At 50.9% G+C, this 22,396-nt stretch carries 19 protein-coding genes; 18 read left to right on the top strand and 1 reads right to left on the bottom strand.

Annotation, left to right across the window (positions count from 1 at the left end):
• The first annotated feature begins 347 nt into the window (after nt 1-347).
• The 13 genes from ABFD83_12965 to ABFD83_12905 all read left to right on the top strand — a co-directional run bounded on the left by ABFD83_12965 (nt 348) and on the right by ABFD83_12905 (nt 18,826).
• Complete coding sequence (locus ABFD83_12965) at nt 348-5,357, top strand: lectin like domain-containing protein (protein ID MEN6357981.1); 5,010 nt, start codon at nt 348-350, stop codon at nt 5,355-5,357.
• A 63-nt stretch (nt 5,358-5,420) separates the two neighbouring features.
• A complete protein-coding gene (locus ABFD83_12960) occupies nt 5,421-5,867 on the top strand; it encodes a hypothetical protein (GenBank protein MEN6357980.1) in 447 nt (148 codons plus the stop codon).
• 186 nt (nt 5,868-6,053) lie between these two features.
• Nucleotides 6,054-6,908 (top strand): branched-chain amino acid ABC transporter permease, encoded by an 855-nt coding sequence (locus ABFD83_12955; GenBank protein MEN6357979.1) that lies wholly within the window; start codon nt 6,054-6,056, stop codon nt 6,906-6,908.
• Entirely contained in the window at nt 6,905-7,918 is a 1,014-nt protein-coding gene (locus ABFD83_12950; GenBank protein MEN6357978.1) for a branched-chain amino acid ABC transporter permease, read from the top strand. The genes ABFD83_12955 and ABFD83_12950 overlap by 4 nt, the downstream gene beginning before the upstream one ends.
• 27 nt (nt 7,919-7,945) lie before the next feature.
• Nucleotides 7,946-8,908 (top strand): glycosidase, encoded by a 963-nt coding sequence (locus ABFD83_12945; GenBank protein MEN6357977.1) that lies wholly within the window; start codon nt 7,946-7,948, stop codon nt 8,906-8,908.
• A 114-nt stretch (nt 8,909-9,022) separates the two neighbouring features.
• The gene (locus tag ABFD83_12940; protein ID MEN6357976.1) at nt 9,023-9,829 is read left to right on the top strand and encodes an ABC transporter ATP-binding protein; all 807 of its coding nucleotides are present in this window, start codon (nt 9,023-9,025) and stop codon (nt 9,827-9,829) included.
• Nucleotides 9,823-10,530, top strand: a complete 708-nt coding sequence (locus tag ABFD83_12935; GenBank protein ID MEN6357975.1) for an ABC transporter ATP-binding protein — start codon at nt 9,823-9,825, stop codon at nt 10,528-10,530. Before ABFD83_12940 ends, ABFD83_12935 begins: the two co-directional genes overlap by 7 nt.
• Before the next feature lie 88 nt (nt 10,531-10,618).
• Nucleotides 10,619-11,761, top strand: a complete 1,143-nt coding sequence (locus ABFD83_12930; protein MEN6357974.1) for an ABC transporter substrate-binding protein — start codon at nt 10,619-10,621, stop codon at nt 11,759-11,761.
• Between the two features lie 160 nt (nt 11,762-11,921).
• Nucleotides 11,922-13,178, top strand: a complete 1,257-nt coding sequence (locus ABFD83_12925) for a hypothetical protein (GenBank protein ID MEN6357973.1) — start codon at nt 11,922-11,924, stop codon at nt 13,176-13,178.
• A gap of 352 nt (nt 13,179-13,530) precedes the next feature.
• Nucleotides 13,531-14,817, top strand: a complete 1,287-nt coding sequence (locus tag ABFD83_12920) for a phenylacetate--CoA ligase (GenBank protein MEN6357972.1) — start codon at nt 13,531-13,533, stop codon at nt 14,815-14,817.
• A gap of 181 nt (nt 14,818-14,998) precedes the next feature.
• Nucleotides 14,999-15,949 (top strand): hypothetical protein, encoded by a 951-nt coding sequence (locus ABFD83_12915; GenBank protein ID MEN6357971.1) that lies wholly within the window; start codon nt 14,999-15,001, stop codon nt 15,947-15,949.
• A 268-nt stretch (nt 15,950-16,217) separates the two neighbouring features.
• The gene (locus ABFD83_12910; protein ID MEN6357970.1) at nt 16,218-17,159 is read left to right on the top strand and encodes a metallophosphoesterase; all 942 of its coding nucleotides are present in this window, start codon (nt 16,218-16,220) and stop codon (nt 17,157-17,159) included.
• Nucleotides 17,160-17,317: 158 nt separating this feature from the next.
• Nucleotides 17,318-18,826 (top strand): FAD-binding oxidoreductase, encoded by a 1,509-nt coding sequence (locus ABFD83_12905; protein ID MEN6357969.1) that lies wholly within the window; start codon nt 17,318-17,320, stop codon nt 18,824-18,826.
• Nucleotides 18,827-18,975: 149 nt separating this feature from the next.
• On the opposite strand, the gene ABFD83_12900 is transcribed toward ABFD83_12905, so the two are convergent.
• Nucleotides 18,976-19,986, bottom strand: coding sequence for a mechanosensitive ion channel family protein (locus ABFD83_12900; GenBank protein MEN6357968.1), 1,011 nt, complete (start codon nt 19,984-19,986; stop codon nt 18,976-18,978).
• A 189-nt stretch (nt 19,987-20,175) separates the two neighbouring features.
• Here ABFD83_12900 and ABFD83_12895 point away from each other — a divergent pair, with 189 nt between their 5' ends.
• From ABFD83_12895 to gcvH, 5 genes are all read left to right on the top strand, one after another.
• Nucleotides 20,176-20,487 carry a metalloregulator ArsR/SmtB family transcription factor gene (locus ABFD83_12895; GenBank protein ID MEN6357967.1) on the top strand — a complete coding sequence of 104 codons (312 nt, stop codon included), beginning with the start codon at nt 20,176-20,178 and terminating at the stop codon, nt 20,485-20,487.
• Nucleotides 20,488-20,599: 112 nt separating this feature from the next.
• Nucleotides 20,600-20,842: a thioredoxin family protein gene (locus tag ABFD83_12890; GenBank protein MEN6357966.1), complete on the top strand. Its 243-nt coding sequence runs from the start codon at nt 20,600-20,602 to the stop codon at nt 20,840-20,842.
• Nucleotides 20,835-21,212: a hypothetical protein gene (locus tag ABFD83_12885; GenBank protein MEN6357965.1), complete on the top strand. Its 378-nt coding sequence runs from the start codon at nt 20,835-20,837 to the stop codon at nt 21,210-21,212. The genes ABFD83_12890 and ABFD83_12885 overlap by 8 nt, the downstream gene beginning before the upstream one ends.
• Nucleotides 21,205-21,492, top strand: a complete 288-nt coding sequence (locus tag ABFD83_12880; GenBank protein ID MEN6357964.1) for a 4Fe-4S binding protein — start codon at nt 21,205-21,207, stop codon at nt 21,490-21,492. The genes ABFD83_12885 and ABFD83_12880 overlap by 8 nt, the downstream gene beginning before the upstream one ends.
• Nucleotides 21,489-22,340, top strand: coding sequence for a glycine cleavage system protein GcvH (gene gcvH / locus ABFD83_12875; GenBank protein MEN6357963.1), 852 nt, complete (start codon nt 21,489-21,491; stop codon nt 22,338-22,340). Before ABFD83_12880 ends, gcvH begins: the two co-directional genes overlap by 4 nt.
• Nucleotides 22,341-22,396 lie beyond the last annotated feature (56 nt).

Here is a 22,396-nt window from a genome sequence, read left to right as displayed (position 1 = left end):
CATTTCCCGCGTTTGAGCAAATCATCCGGGCTTTTGCTCCAGTCATTTTGTTATTGTTTTTGCATGATGGTTATTCCTGGAACATTTTGTAGGTTTTGGGTGTCAATCTTTGTGTATAGCACACGCTTGTGTGCTAATAGAACCAGGGCTGAGTAATATGCGTGTGTTTTGGTCTTCGGCTATTGACTTTAGCTTCGCAGCGGGGATACAATGCAATTATCCAAGCAGGCAGCCTGCCTCAATTTACTACTGTGGCGGAATGAGTTTTCCCGACTGTGTCGAATAATAAGGTCAGTTGTGTTACATCGGCTTGATGAGATGCCGACTCAAGAGGTGGAGAAGAAGAAATGAAGGTAAGCAGGTCATTCGTAAGAAGCATATCTACTACATTGTTAATTTTTACTGCAGCGCTTTTTCTGTCGGTTGCAGGCTTTGCCGATAAATTACAGCTTGAGCGGGCGCCGATAAATCCGGAGTATGCAAAATACCTGAAGGGTGAAAGCAAAGTCTCGTCATTGCTTCAAGAGACGGGCGAGCACGGCACAGGATTGATACCGCCTTTTTGTGACACGTCCTACCTAAAAGGCAAACACCTGAATCTTACCGGAAATCGGCTGATGGCCACTCTTCCCACCTCATATGATCTTCGCGATCACAACAAGGTAACTCCTGTCAAAAACCAAGGCGGTTGCGGCAGTTGCTGGGCGTTTGCGGCCATAGGTTCTTTGGAATCGAGTCTTCTGTCGGCTGAGAACACGGATTTTTCAGAGAATAATATGAAAAACTTGTCCGGTTTTACCGGAGAAGACTATGATTGCTGCAGTGGCGGTAATTATGATATGGCTGCAGCCTATCTTCTAAGGTGGGCCGGCCCCGTGAGTGAATCAGACGACCCCTATGATGAGAATTCTTGTGTTTCTACAAGTCACACATCTTACACAGCAGAGAAGCATGTTCAGGAATATATTCAGATCCCGCCGCGTGAATCCTCTCTGGATAATGACAATATCAAACAGGCAATAATGACTTATGGCGCGGTGGCTGTATCATTTGCTATTTATACCTATAGTGGTTATGGTTTCTACAACCCGGCAACTTATGCATATTATATGGATATGGCGGTGGGCACCAATCATGGGGTGTGTATAGTTGGTTGGGATGACAATTATTCAAAGTCAAACTTCACCATAACACCCCCCGGCGATGGCGCATTTATCGTAAAGAACAGTTGGGCAGCCTCCTGGGGAGACCACGGCTATTTTTATATCTCTTATTATGATGCCAATTTGATGATGTGGGCTGCGAGCTGTGTTTTTACGGCTGATTCAACGGACAACTATTCTAAAATCTACCAGTATGATCCTCTTGGCTGGGTGTCCCGTTTTGGCTACAATAATGAGACAGCGTGGTTTGCAAATGTGTTTACCGCATCCGATAATCAGCCGCTGACAGCGGTCGGCTGGTATACTGCCGAGCCGAACTCGCCGTATGAGATTTATATCTACAAGGATCCTACATCCGGTCCTGTTAGTTCCGGCGGCTATGCGCTTAAACAAACCGGCACGGTCGCCAATCCGGGATATACGACCATACAGCTTGATACACCGGTCGGCGTTACCAAGGGCCAGAAGTTTTCAGCGGTGGTAAAACTGACGACTCCGGATTATACATTTCCTGTTCCGGTCGAACTGGCGGATGATAATCGTCATGCTTCATCAGCCACATCCAATCCGGGTGAGAGTTATATAAGTCCGGATGGTAACAACTGGGAAGACTACTGGGTAGACTATTCTGATAAAAAGATTAACAACTGTCTGAAGGTTTATGCGGGTTCCCCAGCGACGGTTCCTCCTGAGCTGCAAATAACCAGCCCTACCACTGAGCCGACCTACTGCACATCGCAGAATACCATTAACATCTGTGGCATAGCATCCGACAACAGAGCGGTCTCGTCGGTAACATGGCAGAATACGACTCAGGGAACTCCAGCGCAGTTATGTCAGGACGGTGGAGATTGGACGACCTGGTGGACTGGTGATATTAACATTGAGCCTAACACCACCAACAACATAGTCTTTACTGCGACCGATAGTGACGGCAATCAAACTACTGCTTCTATTACCATAATTAATGATTCGATAAGCCCGAGCGTTACTATCACAAGTCCGACATCCGAGGACCACTACTGGCCGGAAACATCGACAATCGATATCGGTGGGACTGCCTCCGACAACCTTGGTGTAGTGAGTGTGAGTTGGTTCAATTCAGGTACGGGAGCCATTGGCACCTATACCTGCGACTGCAAGAAAAACGCCACCTGGAGCGCTTCGGGACTTGCGCTTGCGGATGGTGAAAACGCTAATGTCATAACAGTTACGGCTACCGATCTGGCGGGCCACACAGCCACCGACACTCTCACTGTCACACATTATCCGGCCTTGAAAGATATCCGGGTTTTTCCCAGTAAGGTCGGTCTGGTTCAGGGAATGTCGCAGGAGTTTAAGGCGGTTCCAATAGACATCAATGGAAATATCAGGCCCCTTGCCGAGGGTTCATCGTTGACTTGGTCTGCCACAACCGGTGAAATCGACTCTCAAACCGGTCTGTTCAAAGCGGGTTCCGGGTCGAGTGTAGTCACTGTAAAATCCGGCAGTGCGGCATCTCAGGTGAACGTTGAGGTGTTTTCTGCGACGAAAGCCGGAGGTTACGCGCTGGAACGCTGGTGGGGCGGCAATGTGGATAAACCGATAGGCGTAGCGATAGGTCTGGACGGGTCGGTATATCTGGCCGACAGCCTGAATAACAGAATACAGAAATACAGCTCGACCGGCTCCTATGATGATTCGTTTTCCGGCATCGGCTCCGATCCGTTCGATACGCCGCGCGGCATTGCAATCGACTCATTGGGCAACTTTTACATCAGCGATACCAGAAACAACCGCATACAAAAATACAGTCCCGATTGGGAGCTTGTTGCCGGATGGGGTTCATACGGCACAGGCAATGGGCAATTTGTATCTCCGCATGGCATCGCTGTTGATGGAAGCGATAACGTATATGTTGCCGACAGTGGCAACAATCGAATCCAGAAGTTTAATAGTAACGGCAACTATCTTGCTCAACTTTCTTCATCTACCACCACCGGTGCTGATTTCTCATGGCCGCGTGACGTTTCGGTCGTCGACAAGGATGGAACTCGCTATATCTATGTGGTTGACACACTCAACAATCGAGTTGTTATGTTTACCGAAACAACCTCAAGCTCACTTACGACGGTGCTTTACGACAGCAAGTTGGGCGTGACAAATACCGGCTTAAGTCAGAGCGTTACCTATCACCTGGTTAAACCATGGGGTTCGGGCGGCATTGGAGACGGTGAGTTTATGAACCCTACCGGTATAGAAGTCGGCATGACCGGTGATGTGTTTGTCTCCGACTATATCAACAATCGCGTTCAGGTTTTTGATTCAACAGGCAATTTTGTCGGCAAGTGGGGAGAATACGGCACCAGTGGCGGCCAATTTGTTCAGCCGACTGGGATCAGGCAGGATGCGGACGGCAATGTTTACGTCGTCGATATGAACAACGACCGCGTGCAAAAATTTGTTCCGGACGAAGATACTACGGTTGTTATCACTTCTCCGGAGGCTGGTTTTGACGGTTTCTGGCATAATTCAAGCATACCCGTTGTCGGGACAACCACCGGAATCGTGGTTGGGCTGACATGGTCCAACTCCACTACCGGTGACAGCGGCATATGCACGGGAGTCCGCACTTGGTCGGTGGCTGGTGTGCCTCTTACTTTGGGCCGCAATAATATAGTCATAACCGCACAGGATTCCGCTGGCAATGAAGTGAAGCAGACTCTGACTATTTACTATACGCAAAATGCTCATGCGCTGGTGGTTACAACGCCATCTTTGAATCCTTCAACTGTTGAATCGGGGTCGACAACGACGGTCGGCGCTTCTGCGGTCGATTCGCAGGGGCATGACGTAACCTACTCATGGTCTGATGGAGGTGCCGGCGGTTCATTCGCAAATCCGAGCGCATCAAGCACTACCTATACGGTTCCTGTCAATTCAAGCAGCGCAGACAAGGTCGTTACCATCACCTGTCATGCCGTATGCAAAGTGGATTCCGCTATTACCGGCAGCGCCTCCGCTCAGTTGATTGTGACCGGCGGGCATGTGGTAACATTAACGGGTCCGACACTGACTCCATCAACTATTGATCCCGGAAAGACAACGGTCTGTGCTATCACAGCCATAGATTCCAGGTGCGACTTGCTTAAGTATCGATGGTCCGATTCGGGAGCAGGCGGCACATTCAGTCCGAGTGTGAGCGCTCAGAATCCGACCTATACCGCACCCACAAACACCACCGACGGTGACAAGCATATTAACATAACATGCACTGCCACATGTACAAGCATTTCGACAACCAAGGCTACCGGTACTGCTGTTCTTACGGTAACAAATCCGAAGCCAATAATTTCGATAACCGGTCCGACTTCCGACGACAGCACCACCCGCACCGGGGCGAGCATCAATCTGTCGGGGACCGCTTCGGACGATACTACGACAATCAAGTGGGCTAATTTGGGAACCGGCGCATCCGGGACGATATCCGGCGCCACAAGCTGGAAGATAGACGGAATTGAGATTGTCGAGGGAGACACGAATGTTATCACGGTAACCGCGCGTGACGCAGCCGGCCAGAGCGCATTTGATTCTCTTCAGGTTACTCGAGAGTCCACTCCGGTCGAAGATGCCTGGAAGGGTATGGTCATGGTGTCTCTGCCGATCATTCCTGACGATACCGATCCGAAAAACGTAGTGAGCTTCTATGATATGGATTGGATGATGTATAGGACGAAGAGCGGTAAGTACTTCGGCTACGGCAACGATACGAACCACTACTGCTGGTTTGATCCGACCAGCGCAACACCCGGAAGAGGATTTTGGGCTATGTTTGAAGATACGCCCATAGAGCCTTGTGGTGAAGTTCCGGATCAAGCGGCTTCAACCGAGAAAGATCCTAATGTGGTTTCAATTCATCTTTATAAGGGTTGGAACCTTATCGGGCAGCCCTTTATGAAGACAGTTACATGGGATACGACAGCGATCACGGTCCAAACGGTTGATAGTGCATCGATGGCGTTAAATAAAGCTGGAACATACGTAAAGAGCTATGCCTGGGGTTGGCAGCAGGACGATGATAATCCTCTCACAGGCAAATACTACCTTGTAGGTAATCCTGGTGCAATTTCCGGTGCGACCGATAAGATGGCGCCCTGGCGCGCTTATTGGATTAAGGCGCTGCAGGAGTGCTATCTGGTAATCCCGGCTCCATAAGTCGGGAACCTCATATGTGCGCAACAAGGTAATTCATTATAGAAACTATTGAGGTTAAATGTTATGTTAATTAAAGGACGTATTCTAATTGCCTGCGGTGTGCTGCTGGCGATTGCAATGATCGCAGGATGCGGAGGCGGTGGAGGCGGCACAAACTCCGGCGACACCACCGGTCCCACGATATCCGGCGCTTCGGCTGCATCTCCAAGCAGTTGCGCGGGCGGCGATGTAACAATTAAGGCGAATGTTACCGATAACACTGCAGTGAAGTCAGTAACCGCGGTTGTTACGGACCCTTATGATAAATCATCTTCCACGCTGACTATGAGTCTTACTACAGGCAGCACTTTCAGTTGCAGCGGCTATGAGGCTGCCGAAAATGGTAATACTTCTTCAGTAACATACACAGTAGTTATTACCGCAACAGATACGGCGGGAAATACTTCTAAGGCGTCTTGCACATTCAAAGTGCCGGGTGAAACTCCACCTTCCCCGCCGTCTTTCGAGTAGTCATCACAGAAATCAACACAAGGCCGGACCTCTCTCCGGCCTGTGTTTGTAATTGGGTGCGAGGCGGACTCGCGGTTGATGTATTTACCACCCCACGTCTTCACTTCTATAGGCGCTGAGGCGCTGTCTTGCACTTGTTTTCATATTGCGTTATGCTTATTGAGGAGCTTAAGTATCGGTTAATATATGGGACATTACATCGGCTTATTTTTTTCAAACGGGGTGGTGATAGGCAGCATCTATGCGCTCGTAGCGCTCGGGTTTAACGTCATCTACTCAACGACCGGGATCATCAACTTTGCTCAGGGCGAGTTTGTAATGATTGGAGCGCTGACCAGCGCATGGTGTCATGTCGCTCTCAAACTCCCAATGCCGTATGCTATAGGATTGGGGATTTTGGTCGCAGCTCTTATAGGCCTGCTCTCATATTTGATTGCCTTGCGCCCAGCCAAGGGCGCTTCGCCGGTCACATATATAATTTTGACAATTGCGCTCTCAATTGTGGCCAAGTCAACTGCTTCATTCATATGGGGGACTGATCCATATACCCTTCCCAAGCTGATGGATGGCTCAGTCAAAATAGGAGCGGGCCAAGTGGATGCCCACTCGCTGCTGGTAATCCCTGTGGCCGGCATATGTATGCTTTTGCTGGTTGTTTTTTTCAAGTTCACTCGGTTCGGCATGAACATGCGCGCATGTGCGGAAAACAGTGAGGGTGCAAGGCTCTGTGGGATCAGCGTGGATACTGCTTCGGCAATGTCTTTTGCCCTCAGTGCGGCGCTTGCGGCGGTAGGCGGTGTGATGATTACTCCGATCATGAGCATGCAGTTCGACGGCGGTACGATGATCGGCATCAAGGGCTTTTCGGCAGCGATACTTGGCGGACTGGGAAATCCCATAGGATGTGTGCTTGGCGGGCTGATTATCGGGGTGCTGGAGCAGTTTATATGCTTCTTCAGTTCGGGTTATAAAGATATCCTTGCGCTTGCGATTGTTGTCGTGCTGCTCTTGATCAGGCCGAGGGGGATTCTGTCGAGATGATCAGCAAATATCCGCGCCCCAAGCCGCTTTGGAAGATATATATGGGTCCGCTGGCTATGGCTCTGGCGGTTATTGTTTTTCCAAGACTCTTGCCTGGTGACTACTCATATTTGCTCGATCTGGCTCAACTTTGCGGGATATATGTTATCATCGTATGCGGTCTGACGCTGCTGATGGGATATACTGGTCAGATATCTCTCGGTCATGCCGGTTTCTATGCTCTCGGCGGATACATTCCTGCGGTGCTGATCAAATCGCTGCATTGGCCGATGTGGTCTGCAATTCTGGCTGGGATCATCGGGACTGCATTGATATCGTTTTTGGTAGGCAGTTCCATACTCCGGCTCAAGGGCAACCACCTTGCGCTGGCGACTCTGGCGATAGGCATAATAATAGGTGAGGGGATATCCAAGTTCCCGATCACAGGCGGGGCCGACGGAATTCTGGGTCTTCCGCAGATCACATTTTTCGGTTTAGTCAAAGACAGTCTCAGCAAGTTCTATTTCATATGGGCGATGGTGACTTTATGCATAGTCTGGGCGATTGGGCTTATCGAATCGCCTCAGGGCAGGAGCCTTAGAGCCATCGAGGGTGACGAGTCCGCGGCCGCATCGCTTGGAATCAATACATTCGCCCTCAAGGTCAAGGTGTTTACCGCATCGTGCGTACTCGCCGCAATTGCGGGTGTGCTCTTTGCGTTTGTCCAGTCCGACGGTATGCTGTTGCCTGAAGAGTTCAGTCTGATGATGAACGTGCAGCTTGTCATGATGGTCGTGATAGGCGGCATGGGCAGCATCTGGGGCAGCGTGGCGGGCGGAGTGATTTTGACTGTCCTGCACGAGATAATCAATCTTGTCGGCACGGCAGCGGGCGCAGCAGATACATCTCGCATTGAGCATATGATCTTTGGGATTATGCTTGCGCTGATCCTTATTTTGTCTCCTTCAGGGATGATTCCCGGACTAAAGAGAGCCGCTGCCCGTATTGCGGGTGCAGTCAGAAGGAAATGATGGACATATCTTTCGGAGGTGATGAGTATGTCTGATGGGCCTTTCACAAGAATGACGAATAAGCCGCTGATAACACCGATGGATGTGCCGGTTAAGGCAAATTCGGTGTTCAATCCCGGTGTTGTCGAGTACGACGGCGAGACACTATTGCTGCTGCGTATAGAGGTGCGCCGAGGGATCTCAGAGATTCGCGTAGCCAGGAGCAAAAACGGGGTCGATGCATGGCGCTTTGACGACAAAGCTCTGCTCTGTCCTGACCAAGCCGAATTTCCATACGAAGAGTGGGGCTGTGAAGACCCGAGAGTCACGCAGATCGCCCCGCGCGAGTGGGTCATCGCCTATACGGCTTATTCCAGATACGGCCCGGCGGTAGCTCTGGCAAGGACCAAGGATTTCTTAACTGTTGAGAGGTTGGGAACCGTTCTCCCGCCGACAAACAAGGACGCCTGCCTTTTTCCAGAGCAGTTCGATGGCCACTGGATAATGCTTCACAGGCCCGTCACGGGCGGCCAGGAGCACATATGGTATGCAAGTTCGCCCGATGATATGGTCTATTGGAGCCAGCCGGGTGTGCTTATTCCCGAGCGCGGCGGACCCTGGTGGGACGGCCTCAGGATAGGCGTCGGAGCGCCCCCTATCAAGACCGATCAGGGTTGGCTTTTGATATATCACGGCGTAAAAGAGGCGGCGGGTCATCCGGTCTACAGACTCGGGCTGGCGCTGCTCGATCTTGAGAACCCGCGCAAGGTGCTCGCAAGGGCATCGGACTGGTGTTTCGCCCCTGAGGTCGATTACGAACAGTATGGCCTGGTGCCTAACGTGGTCTTTACATGCGGCGCGGTAGTGCGCGGTGATGAAGTCTGGATGTATTATGGCGCCGCCGATACTGTAGTCGGCCTTGCTACCGCTAAACTCTCCACATTGGTAGATTTCGCGTGGAAGCACGATTACCTGCATATGGTTGGCCGAAACAAGGGCATGGTGGTGTAATATTCTCTGATCGGGCTGGATATCCGATCCAGCCCGAAAAAGAACTGTGCGATTTCAGATCGCGATATTCTCCGCGGTCGCGATCAGATATCGCGCTCGATTATTGGGATCAAAGTGAGTAGAACGCGCAGAGCCAAGCTCTTAGCTCTCCACTCTCTACTCTCAGCTTATGCTATGCTTGAACTGACTAACATAACCAAAACCTTTGGCGGCGTGCGCGCCGTGGATAACGTGAGCTTCTCGATAGATGAGGGGAGCCTTACTGCTATCATCGGGCCAAACGGCGCGGGTAAGACCACTCTTTTCAACCTGATAGCCGCTGCCATGCCGCCCAGCGATGGTCACATCAGCTTTCTGGACAAGAAGCTGCCGCCTCAGCCGCATAAGGCTGCAAAGCGGGGTATAGCGCGCACATTTCAAAACGTCCGGCTCTTTCACGATATGACTCTGCTCGAAAATGTCCTGTGCGCTTGGAACACAGGCTCTTTTATTGGCTGTTCTATATGGCCCGGCCGGTATCGGGAAGATGAGCGCCTGCGTATGAAGCGCGCAAACTATATACTCGAAGATATGGGTCTGGGCGATGATATAAACACAAGGGCAGGGGACCTGCCTTTCGGCAAACAGAGGCTTGCTGAGATCGCGCGCGCCCTCGCTCTTTCGCCTAAGATGCTACTTCTGGACGAACCTGCAGCCGGTCTTAATAGAACCGAAAGTGCCCAGCTTTCCAAGCTGATACGCCATATAGTCAGCAGCGGGATCACGGTTTTGCTGGTCGAGCATGACATGCAGCTTGTCATGAGGCTTGCGGAGCGCGTGATAGTGCTCGACAGCGGCGCGCTCATCGCGGACGGCAACCCATCCGAGGTGAGCAGCAATCCAAGGGTCATAGAAGCTTATTTGGGGGTCGCCGAATGCTGAGGGCAGTAAACCTGAGCGCAGGTTACGATAAGCTCACTGTAATTAAGTCCATCTCGCTGAGAGTGCAGCAGAACGAAGTCGTAGTGCTGGTGGGCGGCAACGGTGCGGGTAAGAGCACACTGCTTAGGAGCATAGCGGGGCTTGTAAAAGTCAGCGAGGGGCGTGTAATGCTTGGCGGTGTAAGCATCACTGGTCAGCCGGCAGAGAAGATAGCACGGATGGGACTTGCTCTGGTTCCCGAGGGCAGAGCGCTGTTTTCATCCATGACAATTTATGAAAACCTCAAAGTCGGCGCGAATGCAGCGCGTGCGTCTCGCTCGGAGACCAACTGTCGTTTCGATATGGTTTTCGAACTTTTCCCTGATCTGAAGAAGCGTCTGGCGAGCAGGGCAGGGGAGCTGAGCGGCGGCCAGCAGCAGATGCTTGCCCTTGGAAGGGCTTTGATGAGCAGTCCGAGAATCCTGTTATTGGATGAGCCGTCTACGGGTCTTGCGCCAGTGCTTGTAGCGGAGTTATTCGAGAAGATCGCCGCTCTCAAAGATCAGGGCATGACCATTCTGCTTGCCGAGCAAAACGTCCATAAGGCGCTGGATATTGCCGACCGTGGTTACGTAATAGAAAACGGCAGAATTATACTGGAAGACACCGGGGACGCTCTAAAGTCCTCCGAACAGATACAGAAGGCATACTTGGGAGTCTAACCCATAACTCACAACCCATAACAAATATCTCGTATCCCTCCGGGTATCCTACCTGGAGGGGAAAACACACAACGAAAGGAAAAGGGAAATGAGGAATCTGGCGAAGGTAGTTGCATTAGTAGTTATGATCTCACTTCTGGCGGCAGGCGGAGCCTGCGCGGCGAAGGTGATCAAAATCGGTGGCCTGTTCGCGCTCTCAGGCAAAGCTGCCAATGTGGGCGTGACGACCAAGCAGGTGGCCGATATGGTCATCGACGACATCAACCGCAAGGGCGGTATAAAAGGTGCGAAGCTGCAGTTGGTTGTGGCCGACACCCGCTCCGAACCGTCTCAGGCTGTTGTCGCTCTGAAGAAACTTGTCGAAAGAGACAAGGTTGCGGCGATTTGCGGTCCCACCACCACAGGTGAGATCATGGCGTGTATGTCGGCGATCCAGGCAGCCAAAGTCCCGACTGTCGCATGCGTCGGCGGCGCGGCTCCGGTCACACCCGTGCGTCCCTGGGTCTTCAAAAGCCCTCAGAAGAGCTCTTCTGCCGTAGTGCGGATATATCAATATCTGCAGAGCAAAAAGATCAACAAGATAGCTCTTCTGACTGCTATGGACAAGTTCGGCCAGGAGGGTGAAGAGCTTCTCAAACAGCTTGCTCCCAGCTATAAGATGAAAATTGTAGCCCATGAGCGCTTTGATCCCAATGATGCCGACACGTCGGTCCAAATTGGCAAGATAGCCTCAAAGAAGCCGCAGGCCATGATCGTCTGGACTATCGGTCCCGGTGGCGCGGTCGTCGCCAAGAGCGCGAAGCAGCTTAAGGTGCCTTTTAAGGTTGTGCAGTGCCATGGTCAGCCCGATCCGATCTATCTTAAGCTCGCGGGCAAAGCTGCAAACGGAACGGTCATGCCCTCGACCAAGCTGATGGTAGCGAGCCAGCTTCCGAATTCCGACCCGCAGAAGAAAATTGAGATTGCTTTTGCAAAGGAGTACAAGAAGAGAGGTTATGGCGTGGTCAGCACCCATTCCGGCTATGCCTGGGATGCCATTCAGATAATTGCGAACGCCATGAAGAAAGTCGGCACCAATCCGGTCAAGCTTCGCTCAGCTATAGAAAACACAAAGGGCTATGTAGGGGTTAGCGGCATATATAACATGTCCAAAAAAGACCACTGCGGCCTGAGCAGCACTTCTCTTGTGATGATAGAAGTCAAAAACGGCAAGTGGACGTTGATTAAATAATCGCAATCCTGCTCCGCTCCCCGCTTCGGGGAGCGGGGTCGTAGTTCCAGCCGTTGCCTTAAGGCAGTGGATAATCCTCTTCGACCGGATGTGGAGCGAAAATTGGTTCTAGTTCTCAAACGTTGGTGATGGGATCGATTCAGTAGGAGTAAAGAACAAAATGGCAACAGAAAATGGCTGGAAACAGAAAGAGTTTATTATAACTATGTGGTGTCCGCCGCCGGCAACTGACCAAAATATCGATACACTGTTGCGTGACGGTTATAACCTAACAAATGTTGCATTTGCAAATTCTTGGGGACAGGTTGTAAATAATCCCATTGGATTGCTCGACTTGGCGCAAAATCATGGCATCAAATCGCTGTTTTACGATCCGCTCCTGGTTCCCGACAGTCTGGATGACCCTGCGAAGAAGGCGAAGCTCGACGAACTGATTGATATTCTCAGGAAGCTCCCGGCTTTCGAAGGATATCATCTGGCCGATGAACCAAGCGCTCCTATGTTTTCGGATTGGGCCAGGTTGGTGAAGTATCTTAAAGAAAGAGACCCCGAACATCTTGCATACATAAACCTTCTGCCGACATATGCCAGCCAGCAGCAGTTGGGTGTGTTTTTGACGGAACCTATAAGTGGTCCTCTAGGTATTCCGGACAACTTCGCGGGAATTGGAGATTACGAGGAAACAATCAAATTCTACAACGAACATCTGAGGCTTTATATAGAGACCGTCAACCCGGAACTCATTAGCTACGACCATTATCATTTTCTCAATTTTGAGGACACACCCGATGGAGAACAGTATTTCCTGAATCTGGAACTGATAAAAAATGCGTCTCAAAAAGCAGGAGTGCCGTTCATGAACATTGTCCAGTGTTGTTCCGGTGAAAAGGTATGGAGACTCCCTAATCAGAATGAGCTTCGCTGGCTGGCCTACACAACAATGGCCTATGGCGGACGGGGAATATGCTGGTTCCTCCATTCAGGAACCGTGTCCCAAGGCGGTCTGTATCAAGATGAAAAAAGAATGCCTATCGCAGATTGGGTGGCGAACGTAAACCAGGACATAAAGGCTTTGGGACCACAGCTCATGAAATTGAGTGGGACACAGGTTTATCATACCGACCCGCTGCCACTAGGGACGCAAAGTATTGCCAATGGTTGTCCGGTTTATGTTACCGGTGGGCAGTTTGTGGTTGGTATGTTCGCGGAAGAAGGCAAGCTCAATGCATTTATGATCATGAACCGTGACTACAAGACTAATTCTACCGCGCACTTAACGCTTGATATGGGCAAAGGTAAGTTGATGGAGTTCTCCATAGCCGACGGCGAGTGGATTGAAGTGCAGTCCGTGATACCGGGCAGCGCAATTGATGTCGACTTAATCCCAGGCGGCGGCAAGCTGTTTTGTTTGAGATAATGTTTATTTTAGCGATACGCCAAGAGCTCGACCTGAGTTGAGTTCAAATAACAAAAGTACGTTTGTAGATAGATGGCAAACGTCATGTTCGCTGGGGCAATGCTGAGACTACTTACTGGGTCTTTGGGCAGGAACCGGGGAGAGGTAAAAGCGTGACACTATTTATCTTATCTCCTTCGAAAATGCGAAACATTTTCGTTTCCTTCGTGGCGAACACGGCAGCGTTCTCCACAGGAGAATCGCGAGAGTGTTCATGCCACGATTCCTAACCACCTGCCGAAGATGGGATGGAGAAAAAGAGAATCTATCCCTCCAAGAATCTTTCCTGGAGGGAAATAACGAGGTGAAGACAATGAACGGATACTGGAACGAAAAAGCAGAGACTATGTCGCGCGATGAGCTCGCGGCGCATCAGCTCACAAAACTCAAGGAAACGGTGAAAAGGGCATACGACCGCAGCCCGTTTTATAAGGCAAAGATGGACGCGGCTGGCATCAAACCGGCGGACATCGAGATGCTGGAGGACATACGTAATCTGCCGTTCATTGACAAGAACGACTTTCGTGACCAGTATCCGCTCGGAATGCTGTGTGTAGACAAGTCCGAGCTGCGCGAGATGCATATGAGCTCAGGTTCGACCGGCACTCCCGTCGTAATGGCCTATAATGAGCACGACCTCGACCAGTGGGGCGAGTGCATGTCTCGCTGCTATTATATGGCCGGGCTTGTCAGTGGTGATACTATTCAGATCACGCCGTCATTCGGTCTCTTTAACGGTGGTTTCGGGTTCTACCATGGCGGGCGCAAGTCCGACATGTTCATAATCCCGGCAGGCGCCGGCAACACACCCAGGCAGATAAAGCTGATGAACGACTTCGGCGTCAAGGCTCTGATGTCGGTTGTAAGTTACGGCATCAGGATTATGGAAGTCTTAGAGGACCAGAAAGCTGAGATACCCAGCCTTAAAATCGGCATCTTTGGCGCGGAGACCTTCAGCGACAAGATGCGCGAGAAGATCGAAAACGGCCTTGGGATCGAGGCGTTCGATATCTACGGCATGACCGAGACGGGCGGTGTTTCGACTACAGGTATGGACTGCCAGGCACATAAAGGCATCCACGTCTGGGAAGACCAGTATATCTGTGAGATAGTCGATCCGACCACCGGCAAGACCGTCCCCGACGGCGAGTTCGGCGAAGTGGTCTTCACGTCGCTTAACCGCCAGGCCATACCGATTATCCGCTACAAGACGGGTGACCTTACCCGCATTCTTACGCGACAGAAGTGCGAGTGCGGCAGGACGTCGCTGCGTCTCGACCGGATCACAGGCCGTAGAGACGATATGCTCATCGTGAAGGGTGTCAACTTCTTCCCCAAACAGGTCGAGCAGGCTCTTATGGAGATCCCGGGCGTCTGCAGCAACTATCAGATCATCATCGAGGAGAAAGACGGCGTCAAGGACGTCCGCATTAATGTCGAGGCCGAAGAGGGCGTGACAGGCTTTGTGGTGGAAAAGAAGCTCAAGGAAGTCCTGGGCTTCAGCCCCAAGGGTGATGTCTATAAGCCGGGCACCCTACCTCGTAATGAAGGCAAGGCCGTGCGTGTCGTCTATGAAAAAAACGATTCCAAGAAGTGCTGAGACCTAACAAACTATTCGTTGATCGCGCGCGATATCTGATCGCGTGCGAAACAGAATCTCGGGATTTCAAATCCCTAGAGTCGTGTTTCGTGCATTGTCGGATATAACGCCCGAACATCAAGTTGATTATTATCGTAGTCGCACATAGAATACTCGTGCGTTTGCTCAGACGGAATAGATAATGAACAACAGTCCATCTAATCCTTTCGGCAGATATCAGTCTTCAGATCAAGTCTATAACTTGAAGCTCAGAAAGCGGCTTCAGATGGCTTTGCTGCTTTTTACGCTGGTAGGATTTCTTGGGCTGTTTGCTGCCCTTTTTCCGGCAGGATATGTACTATTGCGGCATGGCTATATAGCTGTGGGCTCCGCTGTATTGTTCGCTATTATCCCATTGTTAATCGGGTTGTGCATAGCGAGTATACAATACAGTGGAGCCTTTATCCATGGCTATCTACGTCCCAGAGTAGGCAATAAAATAAATCGGAAATATCAAGTCGATCCCTCTTCAGCATGGTTTGTCGGTATCTGCCCCGGGCGCATGCTGAGGCTATTCGGCAGCGATACTGTAATGGATGTGGGCTTCTTGTCTATAGAGCCCGGCAAGCTTGTATTCTATGGCGACCTGATCAATTTCGAGCTGAAAAACGTGCAGGTTTCTGATATATCGCTCCATGTCGGCATTCTTCCATTTGGTTTGAAGGTTACAAGAGTCATCATTTCATGGACACATCCCGGAATCGATGGAGTTCAGGAAACCGCCGTTGAGACGTATGACTCTCTTCATGTCGCTGGTAAGGGAAACTATGTACAATCGCTTTTCTCAGCCTTGAGCGCTTGGCAAAACGATTCTTCATCTCCCGGCACGCGCCGTTTTGATGTTCCTCCAAGCGAAAGCGAATTTTCCGATCTTAAAACAGTTCCGCTGTATGCATCCGGTCCTTCCTGCCTGATCAACATCGCCGCAGTGCTGCTGGCGGGAATCATTATTGGGGTAACTAGGCGCATAACCTCAATATGGTCCATGTCATATGGCAAGCTCGCAATTGTGCTGTTGGCTGTGATTTTTATTTTACTTTGTGTGGCAGTATATCGCTCCTATAAAAGGTCACCCCCAAATGATCGCCATTGAGATTTCACCGTTTGTGTTTTTAATAAGATAATGTGCAGTTGCATACGGACAATTGCTATAATCATTGCTGTGGCATAAACGATCAAATACAAGAATGCGCGGTGAAAAGAATAATAATGTATATTTTAGTATATACATATTGACATGCAAACAAATGTAGGGTATATTGTAGCACTTAGGCATTGTCTGGGTGTAAATCAGAGTAGTGTCTGAGCAGCAGGCGGGTGAGGCGACCGTCAGAGAACTATTTCAGGGAGGGTATTGGGAGATGAATGTAAGAAAATTTGTCGGAATTGCATTGTTTGCCATGCTTGTATGTATGGTTCTGTCTGTCGGGGTTCAGGCTATTAACCTGACAATATTCCAAACGTCGGACACGCACTACGAAGGCACGTCGCCGACCAATGGAACCAAAGCGACTGTTCAGGCGATGAATGGCCTAGCCGGCATGGCTTGGCCGTATGGCGGCACTATACCCACTCCAAGCGCGGTTATAGTCTGCGGGGATCTGTGCGATGGCGGAAAGTCAAGCACAACTCCAGCCACCGATACCCCTCAGTGGTACAGCAATCGAAACTACCAGCATGAGTGGACCGGGTTCGATTACAACTTCCCCAAAAATGGAGTTGCCGGCGACAATAATCGTTTGAAATACCCGAATTACTGCGTTCCGGGCAACCATGATTACTGGAGATGGTGCGGTTACACACTCGGCACTTCGACATATGTTGCCGAAAAGCTCAAAGCCCGTTACACGACAAATGCAATCGAGCAGGGCAATGTCTACTACTCATTCAATCTGGGCGGCGTGCATTTTTGCGCAATCGGGCGTTATCCAAGCCCGGCTGTCCTGGACTGGCTGACATATGATCTTTCGACCGTAGGTTACGATGCCCCCGTAGTTCTGTTTTTGCACTATGACTTCTCTGACAGCGATTGGTGGACTGCCAATCAGCGCCAGTACCTGGCTAATGTGCTCAACGCCGGCTACAATGTCATAGCCATACTCAACGGTCACACGCATGCTTCACAGCACTATATGTGGAATGGTATAGACATATATGATGATGGCTCAGCATCAGCAAATTGCGGCGTAAATGTAATACGTATAACTGATACTACAGTTCAGGTCTGCCACTATACGGCTACTCAAAGCAACGGCACCTGGACCGGTGGCTCATGGCCGTGGGCACATTCAAAAACATGGTAGTGCGGTAAAGTGGGTGGCTTGCCGCCTCAAGGCCGATCCACAGTTCAACGTAACAACAGCCGGAGCGCATTCATATATGCGTTCCGGTTTTTTGTTACAGGCGGAGCAGGAGGATTGCCCAACAGCAGCGCCGAAAGCTTTATAAAGAAATATATGCTATGATAATTCCCTACTCAAATGAATATGTTGACTATCTGCGCGACGAGTCCCGCCTCTTGGGCAGCGCCGACGCCATAGTGTTTCCGACGAGCGAGCAGGACATAATCGATGCCGTCAAATATGCCCGAAAGCTTGGCATGTCCATAACCACACAGGGCGCTCGGACGGGGATCGTTGCAGGCGCAGTGCCCGCCGGCGGCCTCGTGCTCAATCTCAGCCGGATGCAATCAATTAGTGCGGTTATGCGCAATAAATCGGGAGATGGTCGTCTGATAGTCCAGCCCGGTGTGCTGCTAACAGAAATTCGAGAAGTTGCAGCCAAGCACAACCTTCTCTTCCCACCCGACCCTACCGAAACATCAGCTTCAATAGGCGGAATGGTCGCCTCCAACGCCTCCGGAGCGCTTACTTTCCATTATGGTCCTACGCGCAAATGGGTCGAGTCCCTTCGCGTAGTGCTTGCCGATGGCGATATCATAAGTCTCAAGCGCGGAGAGTGCGTTGCCCAAGGTCGTTCATTTACCATCACAACCGATTCCGGGCGCGTCATCTCAGGCAATCTGCCGAATTATACCCAGCCGGATGTAAAGAGCGCAGCAGGCTATTATGTCGCAGACAACATGGACCTCATCGACCTTATGATAGGCATGGAGGGCACACTCGGCGTGATCTCAGAAATTGAGTTAAGGCTGATTCCTGCTCCAGGGGAAATCAATGCTCTGACTGTCTTCCTGCCATCAGAGGAAGCAGCGCTCAAGTCCGTGCGAGTCTTGCGAGGCGAGAAGGTCGATGGCTTTGATCCGATATCTGCAAGGCCGGTCGGAATTGAGTTTTTCAACTCCGATGCGCTGAATCTGCTGCGCCGTATGAAGGGCGAGTATCCCGCATTTGAGAAGATACCAGCCCTAAAGCCCGATTTCCATACTGCTCTCTATGCCGAATTTCATGGGTCGAGCGATGAGGAGCTTGAAGAGGCGGTAATGGCAGCAATGGAGCCTCTTATGGAGCTTGGAGCCAGCGATGAAGATGCCTGGTTCGCCACCACCGCGCGTGAACTCGAACCCATCAAAGCCTTTCGCCATGCAGTCCCCGAGGCTGTGAACCTGCTGATAGACCTGCGCAAGCGCCAGTGCCCGGATATTACCAAACTAGGCACCGACATGTCCGTCCCCGATGCCCGTCTTGAAGAGGTCATATCTATGTACAACTCCGATTTGAGTGAAGACGGACTTGAATCAGTGATCTTCGGACACATTGGCAACAATCATGTCCACGTCAACATCCTTCCGCACGATATGGGTGATTACCGCCGAGGCAAATCATTGTATATGGACTGGGCCAAACAAGTGGTAGCCTTGGGCGGTTCGGTCTCAGCCGAGCATGGTATCGGCAAGATCAAAGCGCCGTTTTTGCAAGTGATGTACGGTGACGAGGGCATCGCCGAGATGCGCTCTCTCAGGTCTCTTTTTGATCCCGAATCCAGACTCAATCGCGGAAATCTCTTCTAACCTGTTTTCCCTCTCCCAATGGCGGGAGAGGGTTGGGGCAGCTGATTTAATATTGAGTATTTTGTATTGATTATTTACGCCTAATGCGGATTGAGCCGATTGCAAAACTGTGCGTTTTAACTCTCCGAATGTGTGGAATCTGCTTTTTTCTAGTTGAGCTTCCGTGCCGGCATTGAAATCTCAATATTTTCCTGCTTAAATGCCTTGTGGAGAGCCTTTATATACTCGTGCTGCAGTACATACTGCGCATCGACTTCAATTGCCCTGAATATCACGACAAACGTAACGCCTGTGTCCGCAAACTCCTTGAACCGCAGCACCGGCGCAAATGTCATGTCGCCTCCGGGGAATGCGCGCAGCACTTCGTTTGCAACTTCAATGGCTATCTTTTCAACTTGCTCAAGGTCACTAGTGTAGCTCACACCGGCATATGTATACACACTCAGAGTAGGGTTCGGCAGGGTCATGTTGGTGATGACAGACTGTATCAGTTTCGCATTCGGAACGAGAGCCAGGTTGTTTGACCCAAGCCTTATCTGGGTATTTCGCCATCCGACAGTCTCCACAAACCCTTCCTGCCCGCTGTCAAGCTTAATATAATCACCCATCCGCACTGTCCGGTCTACAACCAGGTAGAAACCTGCGAATAGGTTGGCTACCGTATCCTGCAGAGCCAGGCCGACTGCCAAACCGGCGATACCCAAACTAGCGACCAGCGCGGTCACCTTAACACCCATCATCGAGAGTATCTGGACCGCACCTATCAGCCAGACGATGAGAACAGCCAGCTTCCTGAACATCGAAAGCTGCGATTTTTTGTCTGTTCCCGACCCTATGTACCATTGCATAGCCAGGTTGATAATGCTTGTAATTGCAACAAGCACGACCACAGCCGTCACTGCATCAAAGAGCGAGCTATATTTAACTATGTAATCGGCGACCCGGTCAACCTGGAGGAGCGCGACATATACGCCCGCCAGCAAAATTATGATAGAGGCGGGCAGCCTCATAGCACGAAGCAGATCGCCGGTAAGGCTTGAGTTTTTCTGGTCGAACCTGTCAGCCAGCATTGCCAGGACGATCCGCACTCCGATCACAAATGCTGCCGCAATGACCAGCGTCACTCCCGCCTCGATAATATCTCTAGCCAACTGTGACATACCACACCTCCAAATCAACCTCCGCCATTATAACTCAATCATATCATAACGCATAGCCCGTGGGCCTCTGCAGTTGAAACAGGGATACCACAAGATCATCTCGAAATCTAACATGCGTTCTCGCCTTGTCTATTGTTTGACTTGCGCGGGATATTTGGTTATAATGCCAAATATAAGGAAACATTGGGTATGAACAGACGTATATATGAAGAGAGAGCCAAGATTATAAAAGCGCTGGCGCACCCAAGCCGGCTGATGATGGTGGATGCGCTCGTGGGCGGCGAGAAGTGCGTCTGTGAGTTACGTGATCTTGTCGGCTCCGACATCTCCACCGTCTCCAAGCACCTGGCGCTCATGAAAGAGGCGGGCATAGTCGATGACCGCAAAGTTGGCCAACAGGTGTTTTACAGCCTCCGCTGCCCGTGCATTGTCAGCTTCTTCGGCTGCGTCGAGGCCGTCATGAAACACAACGCCGAAGAGAAGATGGAACTGATCGGCTAGTGAGTTCGTATCAGAAAGAAACATGCTCGTAAGGGCATTTCTTTTTTCTTTGATATTTGGTTATTACGCCAACAAGCCAACAAGCGCAAGTATATTTTGGAGGATGTGTATGATAAAGATTCAGATTCTAGGCACCGGCTGCGCCAAGTGCAAAGCTCTGTACGATAACACTGTGAAGGCGGTAGATGAGGCGGGAGTGGAAGCCGAGATTGAGAAGATCGAGGATATCAAGGAGATCATGAAGTTCAATGTTCTGATGACTCCCGGCCTTGTGATCGATGGCGAGGTCAAAGCCGCAGGTCGTCTCCTTTCGCCTGAAGATATAAAGAAATTTTTAGGAGAGTCAAATGTCTAGGCAGCTTCCCGGTCTGATAATGTGCGTGTGCACCGGCAAGTGCCCCGGTTTTGCCAGGATGGATATCTGGGATTTCATCAACCGCGTGCGCGTCGAGCTTCCGCTCGAATACGGCTTCATTCACCCTCAGCTCTGCGAAGAAGACGGTGACAGGTTTCTGGCCGATATGCTCAAGGCAGGCCGGAAACTGGTCATAGCAGGGTGCGCTCCAAATATGCAGATCAAGCTTTTCCGCGACGCATTTGAGGCCGCGGGAATGAATATTAAGACGGATATGGTCCCCCTGGATATTCGTGAGATGACAACAGACGAAGCTGTCGAAAAAGTCTCGAAGGCCCTTGCAGATATGGAGGTAAGCCAGGATGGCTGACGACACATTCATGGGCGTAAAGCGCGACAAGATCGATTGGTGCCCGACCATAGACTACTCCAAGTGCGACTTTTGCATGGAGTGCGACAAGTTCTGCCCGCACAAAGTGTTCGAGCGGCGAGATGGAGACCCCAAGCTGGTGGTAGCAAATCCGCACAACTGCGTGGTCTTCTGCCGGGCTTGCTCCAAGACATGCGGGCCTGACGCTATATCGTTTCCCAGCAAGCCTGATACCATCGCGGCTATCAAGAAAATCCGCGAGGAAGAGGGCGAGCAATGAAACGTGTCGTCTTGCCATGCAATGGCTTGGATAAAGCATTCGGTGTGCTCTCGTGTGAGCTGGCTCTGAAGCTCTGCGAGACGAATGGCGCTCAAATAGTCTGTCCAGTGCTGCTCAACAACTCTCCCGCCAGGTATGAAAAAACTCTGGCAGAGTCGGATCTTCTGGTGATAGACGGCTGTCCGACCCGCTGCGCATCCAAGCTCGCCAACAATCTCGGCCTTAAGGTCGATGATAAGATACTCGTCTCCGAGCAGGCCAAAAGCTCCGGTCTGGAGATAGGCGATTCACTACGCCCCGACCCGGTCGGGATGCAGCTTGTGGATATGATGATTAATGATCTTGCCGCGCGTGAGTCTGATATTTCAACGCAGGAGCTAATCCCAGGCGATTTCGAGTCTCCGGTCGATTTCCTGAGCGTAACGCACGACAAGTTCATCTTCAAAATTCCATCTCAGGGCTACCTCTTCAGTGAAAACGACACCTGGGTGCGAGTAATCGGCTCCAGAGCGCGAGTAGGTGTCACCGACTTCGTCCAGCAAAACCTCACCGACATCACCTATTTCGAACCCGCGCAGGCAGGATCGCAGATAGAGCAGTTCGATGAAGTCGGTTCACTCGAGTCCGGTAAATCCATGACGGATGTCCTCTCCCCTGTCTCGGGGCGGATCATTGCCGTCAACATACGGCTTGCCGATTCGCCTGAACTCGTTAATGAGGACCCATACGGCAATGGCTGGATAGCCGAGATAGAACTCGCCGATTTCGATTCCGACAAAGAGTTGCTTCTAGACGCTCAATCTTACTCTAGGATAGTCGAGAAGAAAGCTGCGGAAGTGCAAAAATAGGAAACACGAAGAGAGAATTTCGCGGTTTCGTGCTTTCGCGATTTTGAAAGTGAGTG

The organism is Armatimonadota bacterium (assembly GCA_039679645.1).
Taxonomy (GTDB): domain Bacteria; phylum Armatimonadota; class UBA5829; order UBA5829; family UBA5829; genus UBA5829.
The sequence above is the reverse complement of the archived record's forward strand: the minus strand, read 5'-3'. Positions and strand labels throughout refer to the sequence as shown.